Genomic DNA, 26779 nt, shown 5'->3' with positions numbered 1-26779 from the left:
AAAAAAAAAAAAAAAAAAAAAAAAAAAAAAAAAAAAAAAACTTATCACACAGAAAAGTTTATCACAAAAAAAACTCCATTCAAGAACGAATGGAGCTGTATATTTTGAAAAGTACTTTTATTACTTTACGAATTCAATTTTTTGAGCTTCTTCTTCATTAACACTATCAAAGAAACCTTGCTCGTTCATCCAGTCATCACTAAATACTTTACTCATGTAACGAGAACCATGATCTGGGAATATGGCAATAATATTGCTGTCTTTTGTAAATTCTCCTTCTTCAGCATATTGCTTAATGGCCTGCATTACTGCTCCAGAAGTATATCCAACAAACAAACCTTCTTTTCTGGTGATTTCTCTAGCAGAGTGAGCACTTTCCTCGTCGGTTACTTTCATGAATTTATCAATGATATCAAAATCTGTAGCAGACGGAATTAAGTTTTTACCAAGACCTTCTATACGATATGGGTAAATTTCTTTACTGTCAAACTCTTTTGTTTCATGGTATTTTTTCAATACAGATCCAAAAGCATCAACTCCTAAGATTCTAATATTTGGATTCTTTTCTTTTAAGAATTTTGCAGTTCCAGAGATAGTTCCTCCTGTTCCGCTGCAAGCAACTAAGTGCGTAATTTGTCCTTTTGTTTGTTCCCAAATCTCTGGACCTGTAGTGTTGTAGTGGGCATCAATATTTAACTGGTTGAAATATTGATTAATGTAGACTGACCCTTTTGTCTCTTCGTGCAAACGTTTGGCTACATTATAATAAGATCTTTCATCATCTGCAGAAACATGAGCAGGACAGACATACACTTTGGCGCCTAAACTTCTCAACATGTCAATTTTGTCTTTAGATGATTTTGAGCTTACAGCCAAAATGCAATTGTAACCTTTAATAATGCTTACCATTGCTAAACTAAATCCTGTATTACCAGAGGTTGTTTCGATAATGGTATCTCCCGGCGATAGAATTCCTTTTCTCTCGGCTTCTTCAATAATATATAATGCTATTCTATCTTTTGAGGAATGACCTGGGTTGAAAGCTTCTACCTTTGCGTAGAAATTCCCTTCTAACTCTTCGGTGATTTTATTTAGTTTAATAAGAGGGGTGTTTCCTATTAACTCTAAAACATTATTATAAGCGGTTATTTCTTCTTTCATAAAAAAATAGTTAATCAAAGGCCTTTTTAAATTAACCTTGATAGGTTGCAAATTTAACAAAAAATTTCTAATTAGCTTTTAATTTTTTCTAAATCTAATAAAAAACTAAATTCTTTTGCTAAGTCTTTTAAAGCCTCAAAACGTCCCGAAGCCCCACCATGACCTGCATCCATGTTGGTATCTAAAAACAAAAGCTTATTATTTGTTTTTAAATCCCTCAATTTCGCAACCCATTTGGCTGGCTCCCAGTATTGTACCTGCGAATCGTGTAATCCGGTAGAAACATACATATTAGGATATTCCTGTGCTTTTACATTATCGTAAGGCGAATACGACAACATATAATCGTAATATTTTTTATTGTTTGGATTTCCCCATTCGTCATACTCTCCTGTTGTAAGCGGAATACTGTCATCTAACATCGTGGTAATTACGTCTACAAAAGGCACCTGAGCAATAACGCCATTATACAATTCAGGAGCTTCATTTACAATTACTCCCATTAAAAGTCCTCCAGCAGATCCTCCTTCTGCATACAGATGTTCAGGAGAAGTATACTTTTGGTCAATTACAAATTTAGAGCAATCGATGAAATCTGTAAAGGTATTTTTCTTTTTTAACAGTTTTCCATCTTCATACCATTGTCTTCCTAAATCTTCTCCTCCTCTAATATGCGCTATAGCGTAAACAAATCCGCGGTCTAGAAGCGATAATCTTGTTGAAGAAAAATACGTATCCATTGTTATTCCGTACGAACCATACGCATAAAGCAACAACGGATTTTTACCGTTTTTCTCTAATCCTTTTCTATAAACCATAGAAATTGGCACTTTTACGCCATCTCTAGCAGTTGTCCAAACTCTTTCCTCTATATAATTCTCTTTATCAAACTTTCCACCTAAAACCTGTTGCTCTTTTAAGATTTCTTTGGTTTTAGTCTTCATGTTAAAATCAATTATAGAAGATGGAGTTGCCAATGATTGATAACTGTAACGCAAAATATCGGTGTCAAAATCAACATTGGTTGTAGTGTACGCATTATAGGTTTCGCTGCCAAAAGGAAGATAATAATCTGGTTCACCGTTCCAAGGCATTATTCGAATATGATTTAATCCGTTAGAGCGTTCTTCAACAACTAGATAGTTTTTAAATATTTCAATATCTTCCAACAAAACATCTTCTCTGTGCGGAATAAGATCTACCCAGTTTTTCTTTCCTGTTTTTTCTTCAGGCGTTTTCATCAATTTAAAATTGGTCGCCTTATCTTTATTTGTCAAAACATAAAACGAATCCTCGTAATGAGAAATGCTATATTCCAATCCGCGAACACGTGGTTGGAAAACCGTAAATTCTCCTTCCGGATTATCTGAATTCAAAATTCTATATTCAGTTGTCAAAGTACTTCCGCAACTAATAACAATATATTTTTTTGATTTTTCTTTACTGATAGCCACATTAAAAGTATCGTCTACTTCATTGTAAACTAAAACATCTTTATCTGAAGAAGTATTTAATTTATGTTTAAAAACTTTGTCGGCTCTTAATGTCACCTCATCTTGTCTAACATAGAAAATAGTATTATTATCATTTGCCCAAACAGAAGCTCCTGTAACATTTTCTATTTTATCGGCTAAGATTTCACCTGTTTCCAGATTTTTTATTTGAATAGTATAAATTCTTCTTCCGACAATATCTACTCCAAAACTGGCAAATTTATTATCTGGACTAATGCTTAAACCCCCTAGTTTAAAATAAGCATGTCCTTTTGCCATTTTATTACAATCAAAAAGAATTTCTTCATCTGCAGAAAGGCTTCCTTTTTTTCTAGCGAAAATTGGATAATCTTGACCTGTTTCAAAACGAGTTATATAAAAATATCCGTTATAAAAATAAGGAACCGAAGAATCGTCTTCTTTTATTCTTCCTTTCATTTCTTCAAATAGATTATCTTTTAATTTTTGGGTGTGAGAAGTCATGCTTTCGTAATAAGCATTCTCCTGATTTAAATAATCTATTACCTCTGGGTTTTCTCTGTCATTAAGCCAGAAATAGTTGTCAATTCTAGTTTCTTTATGTTTTTTTAATGTCTTTGGAATTATTTTAGCCTTTGGGGCCGATATATCATTTTGCATTGATTGAGCATTAATTTTTAAATATGAAGACGCAAAAATAGCACAAACCCAACAGAACAAAATTAATTTTTTCATAAAATATTCTATTGAATTAACACAGCAATATACTAATTTTGTCTGAAATAATTTAAAAAATCAACAAAAATGGATTTAATGGGAATGATGGGTAAACTTAAAGAAACCCAGCAAAAAATTGAAGATACAAAAAAGCGTTTAGATACTGTTTTGATTGATGAACAAAGCGCTGACGGATTATTAAAAGTTAATATTACAGCAAGCAGAAAAATAAAATCTCTTTCTATTGACGATTCTCTTTTAGAAGATAAAGAGCAACTGGAAGATTACTTAATTGTAACGCTAAATAAAGCTATAGAAAAAGCAACAAGTGTAAACGAAAGAGAATTAGATGCTGTTGCCAGAATGGATATGCCTTCTATTCCTGGAATGGATAATTTATTTAAGTAAGGGACAAAGATACAGAGATACAGAGAGGCAAAGGTTCAAAGGTTTTCTTTATTTGTCATAAAAAAAAGAGGATGTTTTTACATCCTCTTTTTTTATCCTTTGTTCCTCTGAACCTTTGCAACTTTGAACCTTTCTTTCAAAACTTCGAAAGTGTTTCCAACACATAAGTATGCATCACTTCTTTGTAATCCAAATGCGTTACAATTCTGAGTTTATTATGCCCTAAAGAACTTATTAGTATATTTTTCTGTTTCAATTTTTCAATCAATAATTGATCACTGTAACCTTCAGCTAATGAAAAAATCAAAATATTAGTTTCTACAGGCTCAATTGACGCAATCCAAGGTTTTGTGCTTAAGATTTTTGCAATTTCTTTTGCTCTGCGGTGATCTTCTGCCAATCTTTCGATATTATGAGCCAAAGCATATAATCCAGCTGCAGCTAAATAACCAACTTGACGCATCCCCCCACCCAATATCTTTCTGATTCTCAACGCTCTGTGAATATCAGCTTTACTTCCAAGCAATACAGAACCAATTGGAGCACCTAATCCTTTTGATAAACAAACTGAAATAGTATCAAAAATAGCTCCGAATTCTCTAGGATTCTGTCTTTTAGCTACCAATGCATTCCAAATTCTTGCTCCATCTAAGTGAAATTTCAAATTATGTGCATCGCAAACCTTTTTTATTTCTCTTAAATCTTCCAATTCATAACATGCGCCGCCACCTTTATTGGTCGTATTTTCTACACAAACCAAACTTGTTAGCGGACTATGATAAAATTCTGGATCGTTTATTGCCGCTTTTACTTGCGCCGCCGTAATCATTCCGCGATTTCCATCCAGGAGGCAGCAAGAAACGCCACTGTTAAAAGAAACTCCTCCTCCTTCATAATGATAAATGTGAGCATATTTATCAGCTATTAGCTGTTCGCCAGGCTGCGTATGCAGTTTTATTGCAGTCTGGTTTGCCATAGTTCCAGACGGAAAGAAAAGACCAGCTTCCATACCAAAAAACTCCGCTGTTCTGTTTTCCAATTCAATCACCGTTGGGTCCTGTTTGTATACATCATCGCCAACATGGGCGTTAAACATATACTGCAGCATTTCATAAGTAGGCTTTGTTATGGTATCGCTGATTAAATTTATTTCCATATTCTAAAAACTATATCTTATTTTTGTATGCAAAATTACGTATTACTTATAGTTATTCTCAGCAAGTTTTGGTAAAATTTAACTCGCTGGTTTCTCTAGACCAAATTAACGTAATAATTCTAAAAAACATATAAAAACCTATTAATTAATTTATGACAACAGCCGAACAAGTAAAAGGTATTGTGGAGCGCCTTGGTGCGTTGAGGAGGTATCTTTGACGTTGATGCCAAGCTAATCGAAATTGCAAACGAAGAAGAAAAAACGTTCGCACCAGACTTTTGGAACAATCCGAAAGAAGCAGAAAACATTGTAAAAAATCTTCGAAACAAGAAAAAATGGATTGAAGATTATGATAAAGCAGTTTCTCTCACTGAAGAATTACAGCTTGCTTATGATTTCTACAAAGAAGGCGAACTTTCTGTAGATGAATTGGATGAACAATATAATGTTGCTCAAGCACACATTGAAAACATCGAATTCAAAAATATGCTTTCTGACGAAGGAGACAGTTTAAGCGCTGTGGTTCAGATTACAGCTGGAGCCGGAGGAACAGAAAGCTGTGACTGGGCTGGAATGCTGATGCGTATGTACATGATGTGGGGAGAAAGTTATGGCTATAAAATAAAAGAACTTAACTTTCAGGAAGGTGACGTAGCCGGAATTAAAACCGTAACTTTAGAATTCGAAGGAGATTATTCTTTTGGATATCTTAAAGGTGAAAATGGTGTTCACCGTTTGGTTCGAATTTCGCCTTTTGACAGTAATGCAAAACGTCATACTTCATTTGTTTCTGTTTATGTTTATCCGCTTGTAGATGATAGTATCGAGATTGACATTAACCCTGCCGATATCGAAATTACGACTTCTCGTTCGAGTGGTGCTGGAGGACAAAACGTAAATAAAGTTGAAACGAAAGTACAGCTTGTTCACAAACCAACCGGAATCCAGATTCAGTGTTCTGAGACAAGGTCACAGCAGGATAACAGACAGCGCGCTATGCAAATGCTTCGTTCTCAATTGTATGAAATCGAATTAAAAAAACAGCAAGCACAACGTGCTGACATCGAAGCAAGCAAAATGAAAATCGAATGGGGATCGCAGATTCGTAACTACGTAATGCAACCTTATAAATTGGTAAAAGATGTTCGTACAGGTTACGAGACCAGCGATGTTGACGGCGTAATGAACGGAAATATCGATCCTTTCCTTAAAGCTTATCTGATGATGATGGGACAAAAGGAAGAGGAATAGTGTTCAGTCGCAGTTTTCAGTCACATTGAACCTGAAACTTGAAACTTTAAAACAAAAAGTTATGATAAAATGGGCAGATGTAATTCATTTTACAAATAAAGGAAATCCAACTCCAGACAAAAAAGTGGAGAAAACGGAAGAAGAATGGAAACAGATTCTAACTCCAGAAGAATTTCAGGTAACTCGTCTAAAAGGAACTGAAAGATCTTTTAGCTCTGAATTGTGCAGTTTATTTGATCCTGGAATTTACGAATGCAAATGCTGCGGAACGGTTCTTTTTGACGCAAGTGAAAAATTTGAATCAGGAACCGGCTGGCCTTCTTTTACACAGCCAATTAAAGAAAATGCTATTGGTTATCATGCCGACAAATCGTACGGAATGATTCGTGTTGAGGTTGTCTGCAATGTTTGCGATGCACATTTAGGGCACGTTTTCCCTGACGGCCCGCCGCCAACTGGCTTACGTTATTGCATAAATGCAGTTTCATTATCAAAAATTAAAGAATAACACATAAAAAAGCGGTTCATTAAAACGAACCGCTTTTTTTATCTCTCTCAATAAATACTTTAACAAAACAAATGTAAGCTATAACCTAGCAATTTAATTGTTTATTTTTTCCATCTAAATTTTAATTCATTTTAAACAAAACCACCAAGCCATTGTTATTCAATTCATTAAAAAAACTTCATTAAATTAATACCGTAAATGTTAATTTTTTAAAAATTGACGTATTGTTTTAAATATTTATTAAGAAACGCGAAAAAATAATTAGGTAATTAAAATGTAATTCATTTTATTTGGCAAAAAATAACCCTAGTCGATTAAAATTTGTCAATGAGATCCTATTCAATTCAAGAAATTAATGAAGTTATAAATGGCGTGATTTACGGCAGCACTTCGCAAAGCATTACCGCCACAGAACAATTAGAAAAAGCAACAACTTCGGAAATCTCATTTATCGGAAATAAAAAATACGAAAAATACTGGTCGACATCTAATGCTTCAATTGCAGTTGTAAACGAAGATATTTCAATAGAGCCTGGAGAGAATCGCGCTTTTATAAAAGTAAAAAATGCCGATTTGGCCATGTCCCAAATCCTCACCCTTTTTGCTCCCCCTGCCCCAATATTTCATCACAATATTCATAAAACAGCCACTATAGACGAAACTGCTATAATCGGCGAAGGTGCTAAAATTGGCGCTGGCTGTTACATTGGCCCAAAAGTTGAAATCGGAGCTAATGCCATAATTTATCCAAATGTTACCATTTTAGACGAATGCACAATCGGAAGAAACACAACTATCTGGTCTGGAACTGTTATTCGTGAACGTTGTCATATAGGCAGCGAATGTATTATTCATCCAAATGCCACCATTGGAGCAGACGGTTTTGGTTTTCGTCCTTGCGAAGAAAATGGCTTAGTAAAAATTCCGCAAATCGGTAATGTTATAATTGGAAACAGAGTTGAAATCGGAGCTAATACTTGCGTAGATCGCGGAAAATTTAGTTCAACTATTGTTGGAGATGGATGCAAAATTGACAATTTGGTGCAGATTGGGCATAATAGCAAACTCGGAAAGTTCTGTATCATGGCAGGAAATAGCGGTTTAGCAGGTTCCGTAACTTTAGGAAACGGAGTTATTATTGGCGGAAGCGCCTCTATAAAAGATCATACTACAATTGGAGATGGCGCTGTAATTGGTGCTGGATCTGGCGTCACTGGAGATGTTCCTGCTGGAAAAACTATGTTAGGATATCCTGCTGTTGAAGCTCGTGATGCTTTAAAACAATGGGCTTTGCTAAAACAAATGGTTTGTGGTCCTAAAAAATAATATCACTTAAAATCTAAAAAAGAAACATCCGCTAAACGGATGTTTTTTTTATTTAATACTATTTCTTAATTCATAAAGCAACTCGTTTATTTCAATTGATTTTGTAAATTAGCCAACACTATTTTATCAAATCAATACTATATCATGGATTTAAACTTCAATAAAAACGAAGATCACAATAAATTACTTCTTTCTGAATTAAAACAAAAATTTGCCAAAGTTAAATTGGGCGGAGGTGAAAAAAGAATCGAAAAACTGCATGCCGAAGGTAAAATGACCGCTCGCGAAAGAATTGCTTATTTATTGGACGAAAATTCTAAAAGTATTGAAATCGGAGGTTTTGCTGGCGAAGGAATGTATCCCGAACACGGCGGATGTCCTTCGGGAGGTGTTGTGGTAAAAATTGGCTATATCAGAGGAAAACAATGTATTGTAGTTGCCAATGATGCTACTGTAAAAGCTGGAGCTTGGTTTCCGATAACAGGAAAGAAAAATCTTCGCGCGCAAGAAATCGCAATGGAAAACCGACTACCAATTATTTATCTTGTAGATAGCGCAGGAGTTTATTTGCCAATGCAGGATGAAATTTTCCCTGATAAAGAACATTTCGGACGCATCTTTAGAAACAACGCCCAAATGAGCAGTATGGGAATCACGCAAATATCTGCCGTTATGGGAAGCTGTGTTGCTGGTGGCGCCTATCTCCCAATCATGAGCGATGAAGCTTTAATCGTTGACAAAACCGGAAGTATTTTCCTTGCGGGAAGTTATTTAGTAAAAGCTGCAATTGGCGAAACTATCGATAATGAAACTCTTGGCGGAGCAACAACTCATTGTGAAATTTCAGGTGTTACCGATTATAAAGCTAAAGACGATAAAGATGCTTTAGACAAAATCAAAAACATTGTAGATAAAATTGGTGATTTTGACAAAGCTGGCTACAGCAGAATCAAAGCCGAAAAACCTGCTTTAGATCCAAATGAAATTTACGGAATTCTTCCAAAAGCAAGAACTGAACAATATGATATGATGGAAATCATCAAACGTTTGGTCGATAATTCAGAATTTGAAGCGTATAAAGATGGTTACGGACAATCTCTTATAACAGGATATGCCAGAATTGATGGTTGGGCTGTCGGCATTGTGGCAAATCAGAGAAAAGTGGTAAAAACCAAAAAAGGCGAAATGCAGTTTGGAGGAGTTATATATTCTGACAGTGCCGATAAAGCTACTCGTTTTATTGCCAATTGCAATCAGAAAAAAATTCCATTAGTATTTTTACAAGACGTTACTGGTTTTATGGTTGGTTCAAAATCAGAACATGGCGGTATTATTAAAGATGGCGCTAAAATGGTTAACGCGGTAAGTAATTCTGTTGTTCCTAAATTTACAGTTATTGTTGGAAATTCATACGGAGCAGGAAATTACGCGATGTGCGGAAAAGCATATGATCCTAGATTGATATTCGCATGGCCAAGTGCAGAACTTGCCGTTATGGGCGGAACTCAAGCGGCAAAAGTATTGGCGCAAATAGAGGCTTCTTCTCTTAAAGCAAAAGGAGAAACAGTTGATGAAGCAAAAGAAGCTGAACTATTCGATAAAATAAAAGCCCGTTATGATGAGCAGACTTCGCCATACTATGCTGCTTCAAGACTTTGGACAGATGCCATTATTGATCCATTAGAAACCCGTAATTGGATTTCGATAGGAATTGAAGCTGCAAATCACGCTCCAATTCAAAAACCATTTAATTTAGGAGTCATTCAGGTATAACGATTTAAGAATTCTCAACAAGACGTTAAATAAAAAGTAAAAAACTTATTTTCAAGGTGTTAAAAATAAATATCTGATTAAAAATTAGTAACTTAGTACATAATTTTTAATCACACAGCATCATGGAAAATGTAAAAAGTTTGAATAAATGGGCAAATTCGCACACTTATTTACCAGTTGATTTAGTACGTATTGTTTTGGGTGGATTTTTATTTATGAAAGGTGTCTCTTTCGTTACCAATGTTCAATACCTGCATGATTTGATTTCCCCTATCGATAAGTTTGGAGGAGGTATGTTTATGCTGCATTACATTGCTCCAGCCCACATGATTGGTGGTATAATGATTATTTTCGGGCTTTTGACCAGATGGGCAATCGCAGCTCAATTACCCGTTTTATTCGGCGCTGTTCTTGTAAATTCTATGGGAAGAATGCATTCTGAAAGTTTAGTTTTAGCTATAGTCGTTTTATTAGTCTCTATATTCTTCCTCTTTTATGGAAGTGGCAAACATTCTGCTGATTATTTTTTTAAAATGCAGCAATAAACTCATAAGTCCTCAGTTACGCTGAGGACTTTTTTTTGAGTGTTAATTAATTCTATAAAATTTCTTTAATTGCGTTTTATGACTTAAATTCGCCGACATGAATTGGATTCGTAAAACCGTTATTCTTATTACACTTATACTTGCAGGGTTGTTTGCTTATCAGGCAGACCAAGCTTCTGTTCGCGTAATTGAAACGGAAAAATCCGATACCAACTTCAGCAAAGACATTCCCGATTCGTCTGCATTTATACAGCCGCAGGGAAGTTATCAGCTTGCGGCAAACATCAAAACAAATCCTACCGGAATAATTAAATGTTTTGACAACCTTTTACCACTAATTCCTCAGCATCAAACCGTTACACACAATACAGCATATACTAAACTCTTTACAACTCAAAGTAAAAAGGTTTTAGTCATACTCTATGCTTTCCATTTTTTCTGGTAAATAAATACTTGATTTTTCATTAGAAGACCTATTCTTTGTCACGCTTAAACGTTTTCAAACCGAAAACTGTTTTGCATATCATTTATTTATTACATTAAAACATTATGGAAACTACTACCACAATAATGGGAATTGTGATTTTAATTATTGTTGCTATCCCAATCTATTTTTCTGCACGTTCATCAGCAGCAAGTAAATCGAGAATTTTAAACATCAAAAAAAGATTTAACCCAAATCATCCAGAAGATTTTGATTTGACAGAATCAATCAACAATAAGACTTTAACGATTGATCAGAAAAACAATAAGTTTATTTTGATGAATTTCAATCCAAATCAGCAAGAGTCAATATATGTCGATTTAAATACAATTGCTTCATGCAAATTAGTTCCAACAACAGATGCTGGTTCTGATACTATTGTTAAAATCGACTTTGATTTTCAAGAAAAAGAAACTGGTAAAAAAATAATAATTCCATTCTATGATTTTGATGATGACCGCATCAAACAGATTAGCGTCTATCAAGATCATCAGTTTGCGAAAAAATGGCTTAAAATCATCCAAGATTCTATATCACGTTAGTTATTTAATTCAGAAAAGAGGCTCTATTTTAGGCCTCTTTTTTTTGGCCTTTACATGATATTTGTCATTTTATGTCTTGGTTTGAAGTTCTAATTTTGATGTAAACTAAATCCGTCATTATGAAAATTTCTTTGACTCAAAAGTATAATGTCCCAGGTCCAAGATATACTAGTTACCCTACAGTTCCATATTGGAATGAAGCTGACTTTACATCCGAAAAATGGATTACTACTTTAAAGCAATCATTTTCTGAAAGCAATTCAAAAAACGGAATAAGTTTATACATTCACCTGCCTTTCTGTGAAAGCATGTGCACTTTCTGCGGATGCAATAAACGCATTACAAAAAATCACTCAGTAGAAGAAAAATACATTCAGGCGGTTCTGAAAGAATGGAAAATGTATTGTGATTTACTTCCAGAAAAGCCTATAATCAAAGAAATTCATTTGGGTGGAGGAACACCAACCTTCTTTTCAAAAGAAAATTTAGAATGTCTTATTAACGGAATTTTTGATCATGCTGTAAGAGCAGAAAATCACGAATTTAGCTTTGAAGGGCATCCAAACAACACTACTCACGAACAGCTAAAAAAACTATATGATTTAGGCTTTCGCAGAGTGAGTTTTGGCGTTCAAGATTATTCTCCTACAGTTCAAAAAGCGATTAATAGAATTCAGCCTTTTCATAATGTTGCCAAAGTAACATTTTGGGCAAAAGAAATTGGCTATACTTCAATTGGACACGATATTATTTTCGGACTTCCATTTCAAACTATCGAAGATGTAGTAGATACAGTCGAGAAAACCAATTCTTTAAAACCAGACAGATTAGCATTTTACAGCTATGCACATGTGCCGTGGATAAAAGGAAACGGACAGCGAGGCTTTAATGACGAAAACCTGCCAAAGGATGCCGAAAAAAGAAAACTATATGAAATTGGTAAAAAGCTTCTGATTCAAAACGGATATCACGAAATCGGCATGGATCATTTTGCTTTAAAAGGCGATAGTTTATACAAGGCAGCTCACAACGGAAATCTGCATAGAAATTTCATGGGATACAGCGCTTCCAAAACTCAAGTTATGATTGGTTTAGGCGTTTCTTCAATAAGTGATAGCTGGTACAGTTTTGCTCAAAACACCAAAAGTCTAGAAGAATATTATGAAATTTTAGAATCGGATAAACTTCCTGTTGTAAAGGGTCATATTTTAAACGATGAAGATCTTATCATTAGAAAACACATTCTAAATCTAACCTGCGAATTGGAAACTTCCTGGACTGCAGAATCTTTAAATTTTGCTGAACTTCCTGAAGTTTTAATTGCTTTAAAAGAAATAGAAAACGATAATTTGATTATTATTGAAAACAATAAAATCACAATTACCGAAGAAGGGAGACCTTTTGTCCGTAATATCTGTATGGCATTTGACTTACATCTAAAAAGAAAGTCACCGGAAACAAACCTGTTTTCGATGACTGTATAATAACTTAAATATATCTTCTAGTGGCAGTTTGGAGTCTGCTGTACAAACAAACTCATGTTTGAGGGAGAGATATATGGAATTCCTAATCCCAATCCACGAAGGATGAATAAAACACCAATTATAACAGCTACATACGGAATTGCCTTTTGGATTTTATTTCTGAAAGGCAATTTTAATAAGGAGTTGACATAAACCACAACTGTCATTAACGGTATCGTTCCTATTCCAAATAAAAGCATGTAGAGAACCCCAAGACCAGCACTCTGCATGGCAATTGCTCCAAATAAAGCAACATAAACCATTCCGCATGGCAGAAATCCGTTTAAAAGACCAATAGTAAACAGCGATTTATAACTTTTGTTTTTAAACTGGCTCCCTAAATTCGATTTAATTTTAGAAATGATTTTATAAACAGGTTTAGAAAAATTGTATTGAGCAAATTTTTTCTCCGGAATCAAAACCACAACAATCATAATTACACCAATAATTATTGACATTTTCTGCTGCAATCCCGCCAGAAAAAAACCTCTTCCCAATAATCCAAAAATCAATCCAATTGTTGAATAAGCAGTTAATCGTCCAAAGTGATACGTCATAATCTGCATTGCCTTTTTAGCTTCATTTTGCCTATCTACAGGAAGCATCATAGCAATTGGTCCACACATACCAACGCAATGCAGACTGCTTATTAAACCTAAAAAGAAAGCAGAGAATAACATTTTATTTTTAGTTTACGTAAATAACCTCTTTAGTGAGATATTTTTTGCCTTCGTACTGCCATTCCATATTAACATCCCAACGTCCTTTTATTAATTTTTTCTGCGGAATAATGATTTCTGAATTGGTTAAAGCAATTTGAGTATTAAAATCGAATTTTTTATTTGAAGGTCTGTATAATTGAATATTTCCTTTTACTTTATCACTTTCAAATCCTGCAGGAAAAATTATCGCAACACCTTCTCCAGTATATTTGATTGATGGTTTGTGCTGCAAATCATGTGCATTCTGAATTCTTGCCATTTCTTCTTGAAAGTGTGTATCGTGTTTATAATATTCTTCTACAACCAAATCATTATCGTATTTAGAGTTTGACTGTACTTCAAAAACAAAATATAAAATAAAGGTCATAAACAATCCGAATGCAATGACGATACCTGTGCCCCAATTAAATTTCATAATACTATATTTTTAATTAAAACTTCTTGGTCCTAAGAAATTTGTAGTCGTTGTTTCTAGGAGTTCAGAACCATTATAAACTCCAATTTTTACTTTTGTTTTATCACTTTCAAGTAAAACCTCATCAATTTCAATAAATAATGTTCCTTGAGAAATTCCTTCTTTAGCTATTTTAAAGTGTTTTTTGCCAACGTTTTTAATTTCTCCTTTCTGATCAATTAATTCGAAATGTATATCGTTGTAATCTTTCATTGTTTTGTTTACGATTTTATAGGTGTAAACATTACTGATTTTTTCTCCATTATGTTGGAACAGCTGGCCAGGCAAGCGTAAAACTACTGCCTGTACATCTGTTCTCAAAAACAGCATTCCAACAAAAATACTCAATAAAATGAAGAGAACAGCTGTATATCCTTTCATTCTTGTTGTAAACTTGAAAGGTTCTTTTTTAGCAATTTCATCTTCCGAAGCATAACGAATAAGACCTTTTGGCAATCCTACAGATTCCATAATATGGTCACATTCGTCTATACAAGCTGTACAGTTTGTACATTCCAACTGTGTTCCATTTCTAATGTCAATTCCCATTGGACAGACGTGAACACATTGAAGACAATCAATACAATCGCCTTTTCCTGTTAATGCTCTATCTTCATTTTTTTTGAATTTTGCGCGTCCTTCTTCTTTTTCACCTCGAACAAAATCGTAGGCAACATTTATAGATTTATTATCCAAAAGAACGCCTTGCAACCTTCCATATGGACAGGCGATAATACAAACCTGTTCACGAAACCATACAAAAACAAAATAGAAAACACTAGTAAAGATAAGCAGTGCAATAAAATTGCTTGCCTGTTTTACAGGCCCTTGCTCAATCATTAAGAATAAGGTATCACTTCCTACCAAATAAGCTAAAAAGACATTAGCGATAAGAAAGGAAATTATGAAAAATATAGTCCACTTTAAAACTCGCTTTCTAATTTTTTCAGCATTCCATTCCATTCTTGCTAAACGAGACTGAGAACCTCGATCTCCATCAATCCAATATTCGATACGGCGGAAAACCATTTCGAGAAAAATAGTCTGCGGGCATATCCAGCCACAAAATATTCTTCCGAAAACAACAGTAAATAATATTATAAATACAACGCCGACAAGCATTGAAATTACGAAGAGGTAAAAATCCTGAGGCCAAAAAGGGAATCCAAAAATATTAAAACGACGTTCCAAGATATTGAACATCATAAACTGATTCCCATTAACCTTAATAAAAGGATTTATGAATAAAATTGCCAGCAAAACATAGCTGACAATTTTCCTATAATCATAAAATTTACCAGACGGTTTTTTAGGAAATATAAATTTTCGTTTACCACCTTCATCTATCGTTCCAATGGTATCTCTAAAAGCTTCGTCTGGTAAATTTGACATGATATTCTAATTATTTTTTAACTTCTGTGGTATCTTTTGTTGTTGCTGCAGCGGCATCGGTTTTAGGAGCACTATCGTCTACCCAAACTTCTCCTTCTGCTTCTTTTGGATCTTTTGGATTACTTCCTTGTAAAGACAGAATGTAACTAGCAACTTTTTGTATTTCTTTTGGTTTAAGAGTTCCTTTCCAAGCAATCATCCCTTTTCCATCTCTACCTCCATTTGTAATGGTGTGGAATAAATTTTTGATTCCTCCTCCTAAAATCCATCTATCGTCTGTAAGGTTTGGTCCAATCTGTCCTCCAGCATCGGCACGGTGACATGCCGCACAATTGGTTGTAAAGATTTCTTTTCCTGCCGCTAAACTTGGTGCATCAGTTAATAAAACAACTGTTTTTTCGTCCATCAAATCTGGGGCAGTTTTCATATATTCTTCAACATCTATTTTTGCCTGCGCCATTTCTTTTTTCAATTCCATTTCCTGATCATCAGCTCCTAAAACATCGTAACGAACCACATAAATTACTCCAAAAATGATGCAGATGTAGAATAAATATACCCACCATGGCGGTAAATTATTATCTAGCTCTTTGATTCCGTCATAATCATGATCCATTAATAAATCAGCTTCTTTTTCAATTGGCTCTGTTTTGGTCAATTTATGCATTAGGTTTTTAAACCAAGCACTTTCTTTGAAGCTTAAACTTTCTTCAAGTTCTTTTTGTGCTTTTTCTTCAGGCGATAATAATTGATACATTACTCGATTAACAGCACTAAGTGTAATCTCGATGGCAATCAGAATAAACAAAAAGACAAATAAAAAGAGTGATACCATTGGATATTTTACAAAAGCTGGCTTATCGCCTGAATCTATAAAATATTCCATCAAAGCAAATACGATGAAGAAAATCAACGGTACTCTAACATATACTGGGAAAAACTTTTTCATTTTTATCTATCTTTTGTAATTACACTAAGTCCTTCATCTAAAGGTATATTACTCATTTCTTGAATTTTTTCTTTTTTATAAGAGAACACCCAAACGCCTAATCCTACAAAGAAGAAGAAGAAAATCAAGAGGGAAATAATCGGGTATAATTCAACACCCGATATTGTTTCCATATTGTGTTTTATTTGTTCAAACATAATGCTGTTATTTAGTTTCTTTTACTTTAATATCAGTACCAAGTCTTTGAATATAAGCGATTAAAGCGACGATTTCTCTTTCGTTCATCGGAGTGAATTTCTCGCCTTTTGCTTCAGCTTTTTTACGGCTATCTTCGTAACTCTTAACGAAATCAGGATCGCTTTCTAAGTTTTTCTCTATCTTAACAGCCTGCTCTCTTAAAGTTTTCTGTGCATTTGCAACTTCTTCTGGAGTATATGGCACTCCTAAAGAAATCATTGCTTGCATTTTCTTCTGTGTCAATGAAATGTCCATTGGTTTGTTATCGAACAACCATTTGTAACCTGGCATAATTGATCCAGCAGATGTACTTTGCGGATTCCACATGTGGTTAAAGTGCCAGTTGTCATTGTACTTACCACCTACTCTCAATAAATCTGGTCCTGTACGTTTAGATCCCCATAAGAATGGATGGTCGTAAACAAACTCACCTGCTTTTGACTGAACTCCGTAACGTTCCACCTCGCTTCTGAAAGGACGAACTGATTGTGAGTGACATCCAACGCAACCTTCTCTGATGTATAAGTCACGTCCTTCAAGTTCTAACGGTGTATATGGTTTTACGCTTGAAATTGTCGGAATATTTGATTTTACCATAATTGTTGGCACAATCTGAATAATACCTCCAATTAAAATTGCGATTGTAGCCAGAATAGTTAACTGAATTGGTTTTCTTTCTAACCATGAGTGGAATTTCTCTCCACTCAATCTGCTACTTTTTATTGTTTGCAAAGCTGGAGCCTGAGCCAATTCATCTTCAATTGTATTACCAGCTTTTACTGTCATAATGATATTATAAACCAATGTCAGCATCCCCACTAGATACAAAGTACCACCAATAGCTCTCATCCAATACATTGGCATAATAGCAGTTACCGTTTCAAGGAAGTTTCCATAAGTTAAAGTACCATCCGGATTAAATTGTTTCCACATTGATGCTTGTTGGAAACCTGCCACATATAATGGAATTGTGTATACAATAATACCTAAAGTACCAATCCAGAAATGGAAGTTTGCTAATTTCTTAGAGAATAACTCCGATTTTGTCATTCTTGGAATCAACCAATAGATAATACCAAACGACATAAAACCATTCCAAGCTAAAGCTCCTACGTGTACGTGTGCGACGATCCAATCAGTATAGTGCGCAATAGCATTTACATTTTTTAAAGACAACATCGGACCTTCGAAAGTTGCCATACCATAACCAGTAATGGCTACGACGAAGAATTTTAAAACCGGTTCTTCACGAACTTTATCCCAAGCTCCTCGCAATGTAAGAAGACCATTGATCATACCTCCCCAAGATGGAGCGATTAACATAACTGAGAATGCAACTCCTAAATTCTGAGCCCAGTTTGGCAGTGCAGAATATAATAAGTGATGTGGTCCAGCCCAGATATAGATAAATATTAAAGACCAAAAGTGAATAATAGATAATCTATATGAGTAAACTGGTCTATTTGCAATTTTTGGAACGAAGTAATACATTAATCCCAAGAACGGAGTAGTAAGGAAAAATGCCACCGCATTGTGCCCATACCACCATTGTACAAGCGCATCCTGAACACCAGCATACACAGAGTAGCTTTTTAAACCTGAAACCGGAATTTCAATGTTGTTAAATATATGCAGTACAGCTACCGTCACAAATGTTGCGATATAGAACCAAATAGCTACATATAAGTGACGCTCCCTGCGTTTTATCATTGTACCAATCATGTTAATTCCCATTACAACCCAAATCAAAGCGATTGCAATATCAATTGGCCACTCTAACTCCGCATATTCTTTAGAAGAAGTATAACCTAGAGGAAGTGTAATTGCGGCAGCTACAATAATTAACTGCCATCCCCAGAAGTGAAGATTACTAAGAAAATCACTAAACATTCTGGCTTTTAGCAATCTTTGCAGCGAGTAATACATACCGGCAAAAAAGGCATTACCCACAAAGGCAAAAATAACTGCATTGGTGTGTAACGGTCTTAATCGGCCGTAACTCAGCCACGAAATCCCATCTGTCATGTTGGGAAAAAGGTACATTACCGCCAAGGTAAGTCCCACTAACATACCCACAACACCAAAGAGTATTGTGGCGTAAATGAATTTTTTTACAATTTTGTTGTCGTAATAAAACTGTTCCATTTCCATAATTATACTTGTTTTTCTTCGATTGGTGAATTATTATTTTGGGAATTAATTTTGGTTTCGTCATCAAAAAGAATTCTGACTGAAGGCGTATAATCATCATCATACTGTCCAGATTTAACAGCTACGATAAAGGCAATGAAGAAACAGATTGCCACAAAAATACTTACTGAAATTAATAGATAAATAACACTCATACCTTAGATTTATATTAACAAAATTACTTCGTTAAGGGCGCATAAAATATGATAATTATCATAAACAAAAAGATATGTTAAATTTATAAAAAATATCTTATAATATAATTTATAATGATTATAAATTTCTGTTACTGAAATAGTTAGACATCAACGTAACAAAACTTACAATTGTAATCGTGCTCAATGGCATAATGATAGCCGCAACTAGCGGAAGCAGATTTCCCGTAACTGCAAAAGCAAGCCCAACAACGTTGTACAGCAATGATAGCCCAAAACTCATTTTTATGATTAAAATAGCTTTATGAGAAAGCTTTAAAAAGTAATTGAGATGTGAAAATTCTGATGCATCTAAAATTGCATCGCAGGCAGGCGAAAAGACATTTACGTTTTCTGAAATTGAAATCCCTACATTACTTTGAGCCAATGCTCCAGCATCATTCAATCCATCGCCAACCATCATTACATTTTGCCCTTTTTCCTGAAGTTTCTTTATGTACTCAAGTTTTTGCTCAGGTTTTTGATTGAATATCAATTCAGTACCTTTTGGCAGAATGGCTTCCAGATTTGATCTTTCGCCATCATTGTCACCAGAAAGCACTTTTATTTTGTAATCTTTGCTCAGGTTTGCAAAAAGCTTTTCTAAACCTTCACGATATTGGTTTTGGAAAGTATATTTTCCGAAATATATCTCCCCCATTTTAATGTGTAATGCTGTTTTTTCTATTTCCGAACCATCTGCAACTATATCATTTACAAATTGCCCTGAACCAATTTTTATTTCCTTTCCGCCAATTATTGCTAGAATTCCTTTTCCTGTAATTTCTTGAAACTCTTCTACAACAATGCGTTTAGCTTCTGGCAGAAAATCGTAAAGCATTCGGCTTAATGGATGGTTTGAACCTCGCAATACATTTTTAATCAATACAATATCTGAATCTGAAATAGAATTTCCTTCATACATTATATTCGACTTTTTGTTAGTTGTAATAGTTCCTGTTTTATCAAAAACTATTGTATCAACTTTGGCAAGCTGTTCGATTACAACAGCATTTTTCAAATAAAATTTCTTTTTACCTAAAATTCGCAATATGTTTCCAAAAGTAAACGGGGCGGTGAGAGCCAGTGCACACGGGCAAGCTACGATCAATACCGCTGTAAAAACATTAAAAGCAGTATTAGCATCTTTAAAAATCCAATAACCAAAACCAGCAAATGCAATGAGCAATAATATGGGGGTAAAATATCGACTTATTGCATCTGTTATGGTCTTATGCTTCTGGTCTACTTTTTTCTGAAAAATCTCGTTGCTCCATAATTGGGTTAAATAACTTTGAGAAACAGAGTGCAAAACTTCCATTTCGATTACTTTACCAATCTGTTTTCCTCCCGCAAAGACTTTATCTCCAGATTTTTTAGTAATTGGGACTGCTTCTCCTGTAACAAAGCTATAGTCAATTTCGGCGCTTTCGCTAATTAAAATTCCGTCAACAGGAATAAGCTCCTGATTTCTTATTAATAATCGGTCTCCTTTTAAAACATCATAAATCGCTACATTATCTTCAGAAGCATCTTTATTGATTTTAGTAACCGCAATTGGAAAATAGGATTTAAAATCCCTTTCGAAACTTAAAAAACTATACGTTTTAATTTGAAACATTTTGCCAAGGAGCATAAAAAATATCAAACTGGCCAAACTGTCAAAAAAACCTGGACCGTGATCCATCAGCATATCATAAGTACTGCGAATAAACATCACTATAATTCCTAAAGCAATCGGAATATCAATATTAAGCATTCTCGTTCTAATACTGTGATATGCAGAAACATAATATCCGCTCGCTGAGTATAAGAAAGTGGGTAATGCTAAAAGAAAAATAAGCAATCTGAAAAACGGCTTATAACTATCGAGCCAGAACTCTTTCATTTCGAAATATTCTGGAAATGAAAGCAGCATAATATTTCCGAAACAGAAAAATGCAACACCCAATTTATAGGTTAAACTTCTGTCGATTTTTGCTTTTGCTGATCCGTAATTTTCTAAACTAATATAAGGTTCATAACCTATAGAACTTAGGAGATAAACTATTTCTTTTAACGAAACTACATCTGAATTAAAGGTAATTCTAACTTTCTTTTCGTGAAAATTAACTTGAGAAGTGCTAATTCCTTGCTGAAGACGATTTAGGTTTTCTAAAATCCAGATGCAAGAACTGCAATGGATATGCGGAATATTTAACGAAACAATCGAAGTGTTGCCTTCTTGAAACTCTAAAACTTTTGCTAGAATAGTTTCATTTTCTAAAAAATCATATTTTCCTTTGATGTCTTGCGGTGTGGCTCCTGGAGACTTTTCAAAATCGTAATACGATGTTAGGTCGTTGATGCTGAAAATTTCGTAAACTGTTTTACAGCCAGTGCAACAAAACTTTTTATCATCAAAATCAATTTCTTCATTTTGTTCAATAGTTAAACCACAATGAAAACAACTTTGCTCCCTCATAAACTTGTTTTTATTTGCCACAAATTTCCAATTAAAGCACAATTATTAAGATGATAATTGTCATGTTATTTTGAAATTGGATTCCTAAATTTATAAAATAAAAAGCTCAAAAAAGAACTAACCCTAATTTATAATAAATTTACCTTCTAAAGGTGGTTAAAACCCTCAAATATCCTTACTTTTGCAGCAAACAAATATTGTCATGAATAAATGTGATCAATGCATTGTACGCCAGTTAAGCTCATTAAAAGCCCTTAACAAAGAAGAAGTTATTAAGTTAGCTAGCAGCAAAACGACTTACAAAATTAAAAAAGGTGAGGCTCTTTTTGAAGAAGGCGAAGTAACAAATGGTGTTTTCTGCGTAAAAGACGGTGTTGGAAAACTTTCAAAACTGAGCGCAAACGGAAAAGACCAAATTGTTAAATTGGTAAAATCTGGCGAACTTCTTGGACAGCGTTCTATGATTAGCAATGAGCCTGCAAATTTGACTGCAAAAGCGATTGCCGACATGGAAGTTTGTTTTATTCCTAAAGCTGAAATCATCAATTTCTTTAATAATAACAATCAGTTTTCTTTAAATATGATGCAATCTGTTTGCGAAGATTTAAAGGAATCTGAGAACGAAAAAATTGCTTTAGTTCAAAAAACAGTTAAACAGAGACTTGCCGAAACTTTACTGCACCTACATGATGAATTTGGCGAAGATACCGACAAAACACTAAGAGTGCAGCTAACAAGAGAAGAACTTGCGGGTATCATTGGTACTGCAACAGAAAGCTGTATTCGTTTATTATCTGATTTTAATAAATTAGGATTAATAGAGTTAGTTGGTAAAAAAATTATGCTTAAAGATGTTCGTGCTTTAAAGAAATTGGCCGACAACTAAAGTTTTTTAGCCTCGTTCCAAAAGACATCCATTTCTGTTAGTGTCATATCCATTAATGGTTTCCCTAATTCGTTTGCTTTACTTTCTAGGTATTGAAAACGTTTAATAAATTTTTTATTGGTTCTTTCTAAAGCATCTTCTGGGTTTACATTTAAGAATCTTGCGTAATTAATCATAGAAAACAAAACGTCTCCAAACTCGTCTTCAATTTTATCTTGATTTCCAGTTTTTACTTCGTCTTGCAATTCCTGCAATTCTTCTTGCACTTTATCCCAAACCTGATGAGGTTCTTCCCAGTCAAACCCTACTCCTTTCACTTTATCCTGAATTCGGCTTGCTTTGACCATTGCTGGAAGACTTCTAGGAACGCCTTCTAAAACAGATTTTTTGCCTTCTTTAAGTTTTAATTTTTCCCAATTTTGTTTTACTTCTTCCTCATTTTCTACCTTTACATCTCCATAAATATGAGGATGGCGATGAATCAATTTATCACAGATTTCATTACAAACATCAGCAATGTCAAAATCATTGGTTTCACTGCCTATTTTGGCATAGAAAACAATATGAAGCAACAAATCACCCAATTCTTTTTTAACTTCATTTAAATCATTATCCAAAATAGCATCTCCTAACTCATACGTTTCTTCGATTGTTAAATGTCTTAATGTCTGAAGAGTTTGTTTTTTATCCCACGGACATTGCTCACGAAGTTCATCCATGATATTCAATAGTCTCTCAAATGCTTTTAACTGATTTTCTCTGCTCATTTTGAACTTTCTTTTGATTTAAACTCGATTCTGTAAAATTAAAAAATCCTGTCAAGAAAACATCTTAACAGGATTATATATGTTTAAAGAAAAACGACTATTCTTCTTTTTTAGCTTTTGCTTTTTTAGCCGCTGGAGCTTTCTTAGGTTTCTCAGCAGCAACTGGAGCTTCTTCTTTTGGTTCTTCAGCTGCAGGAGCTAAATCTGTTACCAAACCTTTTGCTTGAAGCGTGTTGTACCAGCTTAATACTTTTTTGATATCTGATGGATAAACTCTTTCTTCATCGTAATCAGGAAGAATTTGTTTAAAATAAGCAGATAAAGTAGCGTTATCTTCTTTATGAGAAATAGCTTGTCCTTTGTTTTCTTTAACAGAAATCTGCTGCATTACTTCAGTTAACGGTTTTTCGCCTTCATAAGTATAAATCGAAATTTCAGACAATAAACTTACATTGCTTTTTAGATTTACAGTAATCTTCTTCCCATCAATTAATGATTCCGCCACAAAACCTGTACGAGTTTGTACTTTTAATTCGTATAAACCTGGTTTTCCTGAAATGGCTAAAATTTTCGTTAAATTCATTTTTATTAAAATTAGTATTAAGAATTTTATTTATTTTTTGCTTCTAAGTATTTAGAAAACTTATCTTGCTTTTTTAGCTGCGTAAAATTTCATTCTATATTCCTGAGACGTTTTTCCCTCAGTAATATTTTTCAATTTCTTTTGGATTAAACGTTTTTTTAGAGATGAGATTTTATCTGTAAACAAGATTCCTTCAATATGGTCGTATTCATGCTGGATAACTCTTGCAATTAACCCGTCAAACACTTCCGTTTTCATTACAAAATCTTCTTCACAATATTCGATTGTAACAGTTGGTTTTCTGTAAACGTCTTCACGCACATCAGGAATACTCAAACAGCCTTCATTAAACCCCCACTCTTCTCCTTCTTCTTTAACGATTTTAGCATTGATAAAAGTCTTCTTAAAGCCTTTCAAATCTTTTTGTTCCTCTGAAGGAAGATCCTCATCATCACTAAAAGGCGTTGTATCTATCACAAACAAACGAATTGGCAGTCCAACCTGCGGTGCTGCAAGTCCAACTCCATACGCATTGTACATCGTCTCGTACATATTTGCGATCGTTTCTTTTAGGTTTGGATATTCTGGTGTAATATCCTGCCCTACTTTTCTTAAAACAGGATCACCGTATCCTACAATTGGTAAAATCATTTGTTTTTATTTATGTTTTAATGTGCTGTAAAAACAGAATTAAAGTTCTGATATTTCAGCTGGCAAAAATAGTAAAAAATAGTCAATGAATAATTCTAATACTGCATTATATCATATTTTTTGCAAGCCATTAAAAATCTCATCTATAATTATGCCAAAATCACTCCTACAATTCTTACCTTTGTTAGTAAACCTCTTTTTATGATTGACCGAATTTCGAAATTTACTAACAGCACTTCCTTTCTAAATGCCTCTAAAGTAACTATTGCTTCTGTTGTTCCTGTTTTAGTTTTAAATTTTCTTGGTCATTTTGAAATCGGATTTACAATTGCGCTTGGTGCATTTTACACTTATCCCAGCGACATTCCGAGTTCTCTCAGCCATAAAATAAAAGGGTTAATTGCCGCTTCTTTTATTGTTTCTGGAGTTAATCTTTTGGTAAATCTCGTTTATCCGTTTCCTTTACTTTTTTATATCTTTTTAGGATTTCTGCTTTTTTTATGTTCCATGATTTCGGTTTACGGACAGCGAGCTACCTTAATTTCTTTCTCAGCTTTATTATCGATTTCCTTATCTTTTGGACATTTGCACGAAGGTTGGGAAGCTTTTGAATATTCAGGTTTCATTTTTATTGGAGGAATTCTATATTTAATAGTATCCCTTGTTTTTCATTTCGTACAGCCTTATAAATATGTAGAATTACAAATTGCCGAAGGAATAAAACTCACTGCCAAATACCTTAAATTAAGAGGCGATTTATGGAGTCCAGAAGCCAACAGGAAAGCAATTATAGAAAAGCAGCTGGCTGTACAGGTAGAATTAAATCTTATTCACGAAGATTTAAGGAAAATGCTCATTGGAAACCAGAATACCTCTGGAACTACGAGCCAGAATAGAAAAATGCTTTTGGTTTTTATCACTTTAGTCGAAATTCAAGAATTGGCGCTATACACTTCTTTCGATCACAGTAAACTTCATGAAAAATTTGCCAAACATCCTGATGTTTTAAGAACGTATCAAAATGTAGCTTACAAACTGGCTTCGACTCTCAAAAAACTTTCAAAAAATGTCAGTCATATTAGTGTTTATGTTGACAAACATGATTTGAAAAACGAATTGGATGCTCTTGAATTTGCCATTTTTGACTACGAAAAATCATTAGGAAAAGAAGAAGCTGCTGAAGGCGTTTTAATGCTGACCAATATGCTGAAATATGCTAAAAATCAGGTTGGAAAAATTAAAACCATCCAGCGTGCGCTTTCTTTAGCAATGCAATCTTACAAACTGAAAGATCAAGACAAAGAGCTTGAAAAATTCTTAACGCCACAATATTATCCGCTTCGAACTTTAATTGAAAACTTAAGTTATTCTTCTTCAATTTTCAGACATTCGATACGATTAACGATTACTATCTTGATCGGTTTTTTTCTTGGACAACTTTTGCCATTTCAAAACGTGTATTGGATTCTATTAACCATTGTCGTAATCATGCGACCTGGTTATGGTTTAACCAAAGAGAGATCGTACAACAGAATGTTTGGTACTGTTCTGGGAGGAATTATTGCTTTTGGAATTGTATCTGTCATTCAGAATCATGTTGCGTTGAGTATTTTCTCTATTGTATGTATGCTGCTCGGAATTTCATTTACCCAAATCAATTACAAGATTAGTGCAACATTTGTCACGATGTACGTCGTATTTATCTACGGAATTCTAACCCCAGATATTAATGAAGTAATTCAGTACAGAATATTAGATACGCTCGCGGGAGCAACTTTAGCTTTTATCGCTAATCAGTTTTTATGGCCTGCATGGGAATTCATCAATACGCCTATTCATATTGAAAACACCATTCGAGCCAATAGAAATTACCTAAAAGAGATTGCAGATTTTTATAATAAAAAAGGAGAAGTTCCTACTTCATATCGTTTAGCAAGAAAAAATGCTTTTGTTGAAATAGGAAACCTGATGACTTCTTTTCAGCGTATGATGCAGGAACCTAAGTCGAAACAAAAAACAATGCCTTTGGTAAATAAATTAGTGGTTTTAAATCACTCTTTATTATCTGCTTTAGCGTCACTTTCAACTTATATTCAATCTCACCAAACCACTTCTGCATCTGATTCTTTTAATTATATTATTAAAACTATTCTAGCCAATCTAGATCATTCTATTTCTGTTTTAAGAAACGAAGTTGTGGTACAAGATACTTTTTTCGAAAAAGAAGATGTGACCTTGCAATTTGAAGAATTAAAACGTAGACATTTTACACGTTTGGCAGAAGATGACGATTTGGATAAAGAAACGCGTCAAGCCAAAATGCAGGAAGCACAAATGGTAATTGAGCAATTAATCTGGATGAGCAATCTAGCAGAAAAAATTCTAAAAAATACAACTGACTTAAAAGCAACAAATCCAGATTAA

Annotated in this window: 25 protein-coding genes; 11 read left to right on the top strand and 14 right to left on the bottom strand. The window is 34.1% G+C overall.

Going from position 1 to position 26779, the window contains the following annotated elements:
• Nucleotides 1-120: 120 nt before the first annotated feature.
• On the bottom strand, nucleotides 121-1161 hold the full coding sequence (locus tag NU08_RS19255) for a PLP-dependent cysteine synthase family protein (RefSeq protein ID WP_008462690.1): 1041 nt from the start codon (nucleotides 1159-1161) through the stop codon (nucleotides 121-123).
• Nucleotides 1162-1232: 71 nt separating this feature from the next.
• Nucleotides 1233-3368: a S9 family peptidase gene (locus tag NU08_RS19250; RefSeq protein WP_129748705.1), complete on the bottom strand. Its 2136-nt coding sequence runs from the start codon at nucleotides 3366-3368 to the stop codon at nucleotides 1233-1235.
• Between the two features lie 69 nt (nucleotides 3369-3437).
• Between NU08_RS19250 and NU08_RS19245 the strand changes: the two genes are divergently transcribed.
• Entirely contained in the window at nucleotides 3438-3758 is a 321-nt protein-coding gene (locus NU08_RS19245; protein WP_129748704.1) for a YbaB/EbfC family nucleoid-associated protein, read from the top strand.
• A 136-nt stretch (nucleotides 3759-3894) separates the two neighbouring features.
• Here the strand turns inward: NU08_RS19245 and NU08_RS19240 are convergent, their stop codons facing one another.
• Nucleotides 3895-4914 (bottom strand): threonine aldolase family protein, encoded by a 1020-nt coding sequence (locus tag NU08_RS19240; protein ID WP_129748703.1) that lies wholly within the window; start codon nucleotides 4912-4914, stop codon nucleotides 3895-3897.
• Between the two features lie 152 nt (nucleotides 4915-5066).
• Here NU08_RS19240 and prfB point away from each other — a divergent pair.
• From prfB to hemN, 8 genes are all read left to right on the top strand, one after another.
• Nucleotides 5067-6165, top strand: a protein-coding gene (gene prfB, locus NU08_RS19235) for a peptide chain release factor 2 (protein WP_119789908.1) whose coding sequence is annotated in 2 segments (ribosomal slippage) — nucleotides 5067-5129 and nucleotides 5131-6165 — 1098 coding nt in all. Because the reading frame shifts where the segments join, the coding sequence is not laid out codon by codon here.
• Nucleotides 6166-6226: 61 nt separating this feature from the next.
• Nucleotides 6227-6673, top strand: a complete 447-nt coding sequence (msrB, locus tag NU08_RS19230; protein WP_129748702.1) for a peptide-methionine (R)-S-oxide reductase MsrB — start codon at nucleotides 6227-6229, stop codon at nucleotides 6671-6673.
• A gap of 327 nt (nucleotides 6674-7000) precedes the next feature.
• Nucleotides 7001-7999 (top strand): UDP-3-O-(3-hydroxymyristoyl)glucosamine N-acyltransferase, encoded by a 999-nt coding sequence (gene lpxD / locus NU08_RS19225; protein WP_129748701.1) that lies wholly within the window; start codon nucleotides 7001-7003, stop codon nucleotides 7997-7999.
• Nucleotides 8000-8143: 144 nt separating this feature from the next.
• Entirely contained in the window at nucleotides 8144-9772 is a 1629-nt protein-coding gene (locus NU08_RS19220) for an acyl-CoA carboxylase subunit beta (RefSeq protein WP_129748700.1), read from the top strand.
• A 122-nt stretch (nucleotides 9773-9894) separates the two neighbouring features.
• Entirely contained in the window at nucleotides 9895-10317 is a 423-nt protein-coding gene (locus tag NU08_RS19215) for a DoxX family protein (protein WP_129748699.1), read from the top strand.
• Nucleotides 10318-10414: 97 nt separating this feature from the next.
• Nucleotides 10415-10762: a hypothetical protein gene (locus NU08_RS19210; RefSeq protein ID WP_129748698.1), complete on the top strand. Its 348-nt coding sequence runs from the start codon at nucleotides 10415-10417 to the stop codon at nucleotides 10760-10762.
• A gap of 104 nt (nucleotides 10763-10866) precedes the next feature.
• Nucleotides 10867-11343, top strand: coding sequence for a hypothetical protein (locus NU08_RS19205; protein ID WP_129748697.1), 477 nt, complete (start codon nucleotides 10867-10869; stop codon nucleotides 11341-11343).
• A gap of 119 nt (nucleotides 11344-11462) precedes the next feature.
• Nucleotides 11463-12827 (top strand): oxygen-independent coproporphyrinogen III oxidase, encoded by a 1365-nt coding sequence (gene hemN, locus NU08_RS19200; protein WP_129748696.1) that lies wholly within the window; start codon nucleotides 11463-11465, stop codon nucleotides 12825-12827.
• A gap of 17 nt (nucleotides 12828-12844) precedes the next feature.
• Here hemN and NU08_RS19195 read toward each other — a convergent pair whose 3' ends face one another.
• From NU08_RS19195 to NU08_RS19160, 8 genes are all read right to left on the bottom strand, one after another.
• Nucleotides 12845-13546 carry a sulfite exporter TauE/SafE family protein gene (locus NU08_RS19195; RefSeq protein WP_129748695.1) on the bottom strand — a complete coding sequence of 234 codons (702 nt, stop codon included), beginning with the start codon at nucleotides 13544-13546 and terminating at the stop codon, nucleotides 12845-12847.
• A gap of 7 nt (nucleotides 13547-13553) precedes the next feature.
• On the bottom strand, nucleotides 13554-14003 hold the full coding sequence (locus tag NU08_RS19190; protein ID WP_066032204.1) for a FixH family protein: 450 nt from the start codon (nucleotides 14001-14003) through the stop codon (nucleotides 13554-13556).
• Between the two features lie 12 nt (nucleotides 14004-14015).
• Nucleotides 14016-15434: a cytochrome c oxidase accessory protein CcoG gene (gene ccoG, locus NU08_RS19185; protein ID WP_129748694.1), complete on the bottom strand. Its 1419-nt coding sequence runs from the start codon at nucleotides 15432-15434 to the stop codon at nucleotides 14016-14018.
• A gap of 10 nt (nucleotides 15435-15444) precedes the next feature.
• On the bottom strand, nucleotides 15445-16383 hold the full coding sequence (locus tag NU08_RS19180; protein WP_129748693.1) for a cbb3-type cytochrome c oxidase N-terminal domain-containing protein: 939 nt from the start codon (nucleotides 16381-16383) through the stop codon (nucleotides 15445-15447).
• Nucleotides 16384-16385: 2 nt separating this feature from the next.
• On the bottom strand, nucleotides 16386-16580 hold the full coding sequence (locus NU08_RS19175) for a CcoQ/FixQ family Cbb3-type cytochrome c oxidase assembly chaperone (protein WP_129748692.1): 195 nt from the start codon (nucleotides 16578-16580) through the stop codon (nucleotides 16386-16388).
• A gap of 7 nt (nucleotides 16581-16587) precedes the next feature.
• The gene (gene ccoN, locus NU08_RS19170; protein WP_129748691.1) at nucleotides 16588-18771 is read right to left on the bottom strand and encodes a cytochrome-c oxidase, cbb3-type subunit I; all 2184 of its coding nucleotides are present in this window, start codon (nucleotides 18769-18771) and stop codon (nucleotides 16588-16590) included.
• 2 nt (nucleotides 18772-18773) lie between these two features.
• Nucleotides 18774-18965: a cbb3-type cytochrome oxidase assembly protein CcoS gene (gene ccoS, locus NU08_RS19165; protein ID WP_008462657.1), complete on the bottom strand. Its 192-nt coding sequence runs from the start codon at nucleotides 18963-18965 to the stop codon at nucleotides 18774-18776.
• Nucleotides 18966-19083: 118 nt separating this feature from the next.
• Nucleotides 19084-21468: a heavy metal translocating P-type ATPase gene (locus NU08_RS19160; RefSeq protein WP_129748690.1), complete on the bottom strand. Its 2385-nt coding sequence runs from the start codon at nucleotides 21466-21468 to the stop codon at nucleotides 19084-19086.
• A gap of 202 nt (nucleotides 21469-21670) precedes the next feature.
• Between NU08_RS19160 and NU08_RS19155 the strand changes: the two genes are divergently transcribed.
• Entirely contained in the window at nucleotides 21671-22354 is a 684-nt protein-coding gene (locus NU08_RS19155) for a Crp/Fnr family transcriptional regulator (RefSeq protein ID WP_129748689.1), read from the top strand.
• Here NU08_RS19155 and mazG read toward each other — a convergent pair.
• From mazG to def, 3 genes are all read right to left on the bottom strand, one after another.
• Nucleotides 22351-23121 (bottom strand): nucleoside triphosphate pyrophosphohydrolase, encoded by a 771-nt coding sequence (gene mazG / locus NU08_RS19150; protein ID WP_129748688.1) that lies wholly within the window; start codon nucleotides 23119-23121, stop codon nucleotides 22351-22353. The genes NU08_RS19155 and mazG overlap by 4 nt on opposite strands.
• A gap of 97 nt (nucleotides 23122-23218) precedes the next feature.
• Nucleotides 23219-23704 (bottom strand): DUF5606 domain-containing protein, encoded by a 486-nt coding sequence (locus NU08_RS19145; RefSeq protein ID WP_111366654.1) that lies wholly within the window; start codon nucleotides 23702-23704, stop codon nucleotides 23219-23221.
• 60 nt (nucleotides 23705-23764) lie between these two features.
• Nucleotides 23765-24355, bottom strand: coding sequence for a peptide deformylase (gene def, locus NU08_RS19140; RefSeq protein WP_066032212.1), 591 nt, complete (start codon nucleotides 24353-24355; stop codon nucleotides 23765-23767).
• Nucleotides 24356-24556: 201 nt separating this feature from the next.
• On the opposite strand from def, the gene NU08_RS19135 reads away from it, so the two are divergent.
• Nucleotides 24557-26779, top strand: coding sequence for an FUSC family protein (locus NU08_RS19135; RefSeq protein ID WP_129748687.1), 2223 nt, complete (start codon nucleotides 24557-24559; stop codon nucleotides 26777-26779).

This window comes from Flavobacterium anhuiense, from assembly GCF_004151235.1.
Classification (GTDB): domain Bacteria; phylum Bacteroidota; class Bacteroidia; order Flavobacteriales; family Flavobacteriaceae; genus Flavobacterium; species Flavobacterium anhuiense_A.
Note: the sequence above shows the minus strand (reverse complement) of the source record. Positions and strands in the feature narration are given on the sequence as shown.

Excerpts from the sequence above, each read along its gene's own strand:
- ccoS (WP_008462657.1), bottom strand. The coding sequence starts at position 18,965 with ATGAGTGTTATTTATCTATTAATTTCAGTAAGTATTTTTGTGGCAATC.
- NU08_RS19175 (WP_129748692.1), bottom strand. The coding sequence starts at position 16,580 with ATGTTTGAACAAATAAAACACAATATGGAAACAATATCGGGTGTTGAA.
- NU08_RS19205 (WP_129748697.1), top strand. The coding sequence starts at position 10,867 with ATGGAAACTACTACCACAATAATGGGAATTGTGATTTTAATTATTGTT.
- hemN (WP_129748696.1), top strand. The coding sequence starts at position 11,463 with ATGAAAATTTCTTTGACTCAAAAGTATAATGTCCCAGGTCCAAGATAT.
- msrB (WP_129748702.1), top strand. The coding sequence starts at position 6,227 with ATGATAAAATGGGCAGATGTAATTCATTTTACAAATAAAGGAAATCCA.
- NU08_RS19215 (WP_129748699.1), top strand. The coding sequence starts at position 9,895 with ATGGAAAATGTAAAAAGTTTGAATAAATGGGCAAATTCGCACACTTAT.
- def (WP_066032212.1), bottom strand. The coding sequence starts at position 24,355 with ATGATTTTACCAATTGTAGGATACGGTGATCCTGTTTTAAGAAAAGTA.
- NU08_RS19135 (WP_129748687.1), top strand. The coding sequence starts at position 24,557 with ATGATTGACCGAATTTCGAAATTTACTAACAGCACTTCCTTTCTAAAT.
- mazG (WP_129748688.1), bottom strand. The coding sequence starts at position 23,121 with ATGAGCAGAGAAAATCAGTTAAAAGCATTTGAGAGACTATTGAATATC.
- ccoG (WP_129748694.1), bottom strand. The coding sequence starts at position 15,434 with ATGTCAAATTTACCAGACGAAGCTTTTAGAGATACCATTGGAACGATA.
- NU08_RS19210 (WP_129748698.1), top strand. The coding sequence starts at position 10,415 with ATGAATTGGATTCGTAAAACCGTTATTCTTATTACACTTATACTTGCA.
- ccoN (WP_129748691.1), bottom strand. The coding sequence starts at position 18,771 with ATGGAAATGGAACAGTTTTATTACGACAACAAAATTGTAAAAAAATTC.
- NU08_RS19250 (WP_129748705.1), bottom strand. The coding sequence starts at position 3,368 with ATGAAAAAATTAATTTTGTTCTGTTGGGTTTGTGCTATTTTTGCGTCT.
- NU08_RS19240 (WP_129748703.1), bottom strand. The coding sequence starts at position 4,914 with ATGGAAATAAATTTAATCAGCGATACCATAACAAAGCCTACTTATGAA.
- lpxD (WP_129748701.1), top strand. The coding sequence starts at position 7,001 with ATGAGATCCTATTCAATTCAAGAAATTAATGAAGTTATAAATGGCGTG.
- NU08_RS19255 (WP_008462690.1), bottom strand. The coding sequence starts at position 1,161 with ATGAAAGAAGAAATAACCGCTTATAATAATGTTTTAGAGTTAATAGGA.
- NU08_RS19220 (WP_129748700.1), top strand. The coding sequence starts at position 8,144 with ATGGATTTAAACTTCAATAAAAACGAAGATCACAATAAATTACTTCTT.
- NU08_RS19190 (WP_066032204.1), bottom strand. The coding sequence starts at position 14,003 with ATGAAATTTAATTGGGGCACAGGTATCGTCATTGCATTCGGATTGTTT.
- NU08_RS19245 (WP_129748704.1), top strand. The coding sequence starts at position 3,438 with ATGGATTTAATGGGAATGATGGGTAAACTTAAAGAAACCCAGCAAAAA.
- NU08_RS19155 (WP_129748689.1), top strand. The coding sequence starts at position 21,671 with ATGAATAAATGTGATCAATGCATTGTACGCCAGTTAAGCTCATTAAAA.
- NU08_RS19145 (WP_111366654.1), bottom strand. The coding sequence starts at position 23,704 with ATGAATTTAACGAAAATTTTAGCCATTTCAGGAAAACCAGGTTTATAC.
- NU08_RS19195 (WP_129748695.1), bottom strand. The coding sequence starts at position 13,546 with ATGTTATTCTCTGCTTTCTTTTTAGGTTTAATAAGCAGTCTGCATTGC.
- NU08_RS19180 (WP_129748693.1), bottom strand. The coding sequence starts at position 16,383 with ATGAAAAAGTTTTTCCCAGTATATGTTAGAGTACCGTTGATTTTCTTC.
- NU08_RS19160 (WP_129748690.1), bottom strand. The coding sequence starts at position 21,468 with ATGAGGGAGCAAAGTTGTTTTCATTGTGGTTTAACTATTGAACAAAAT.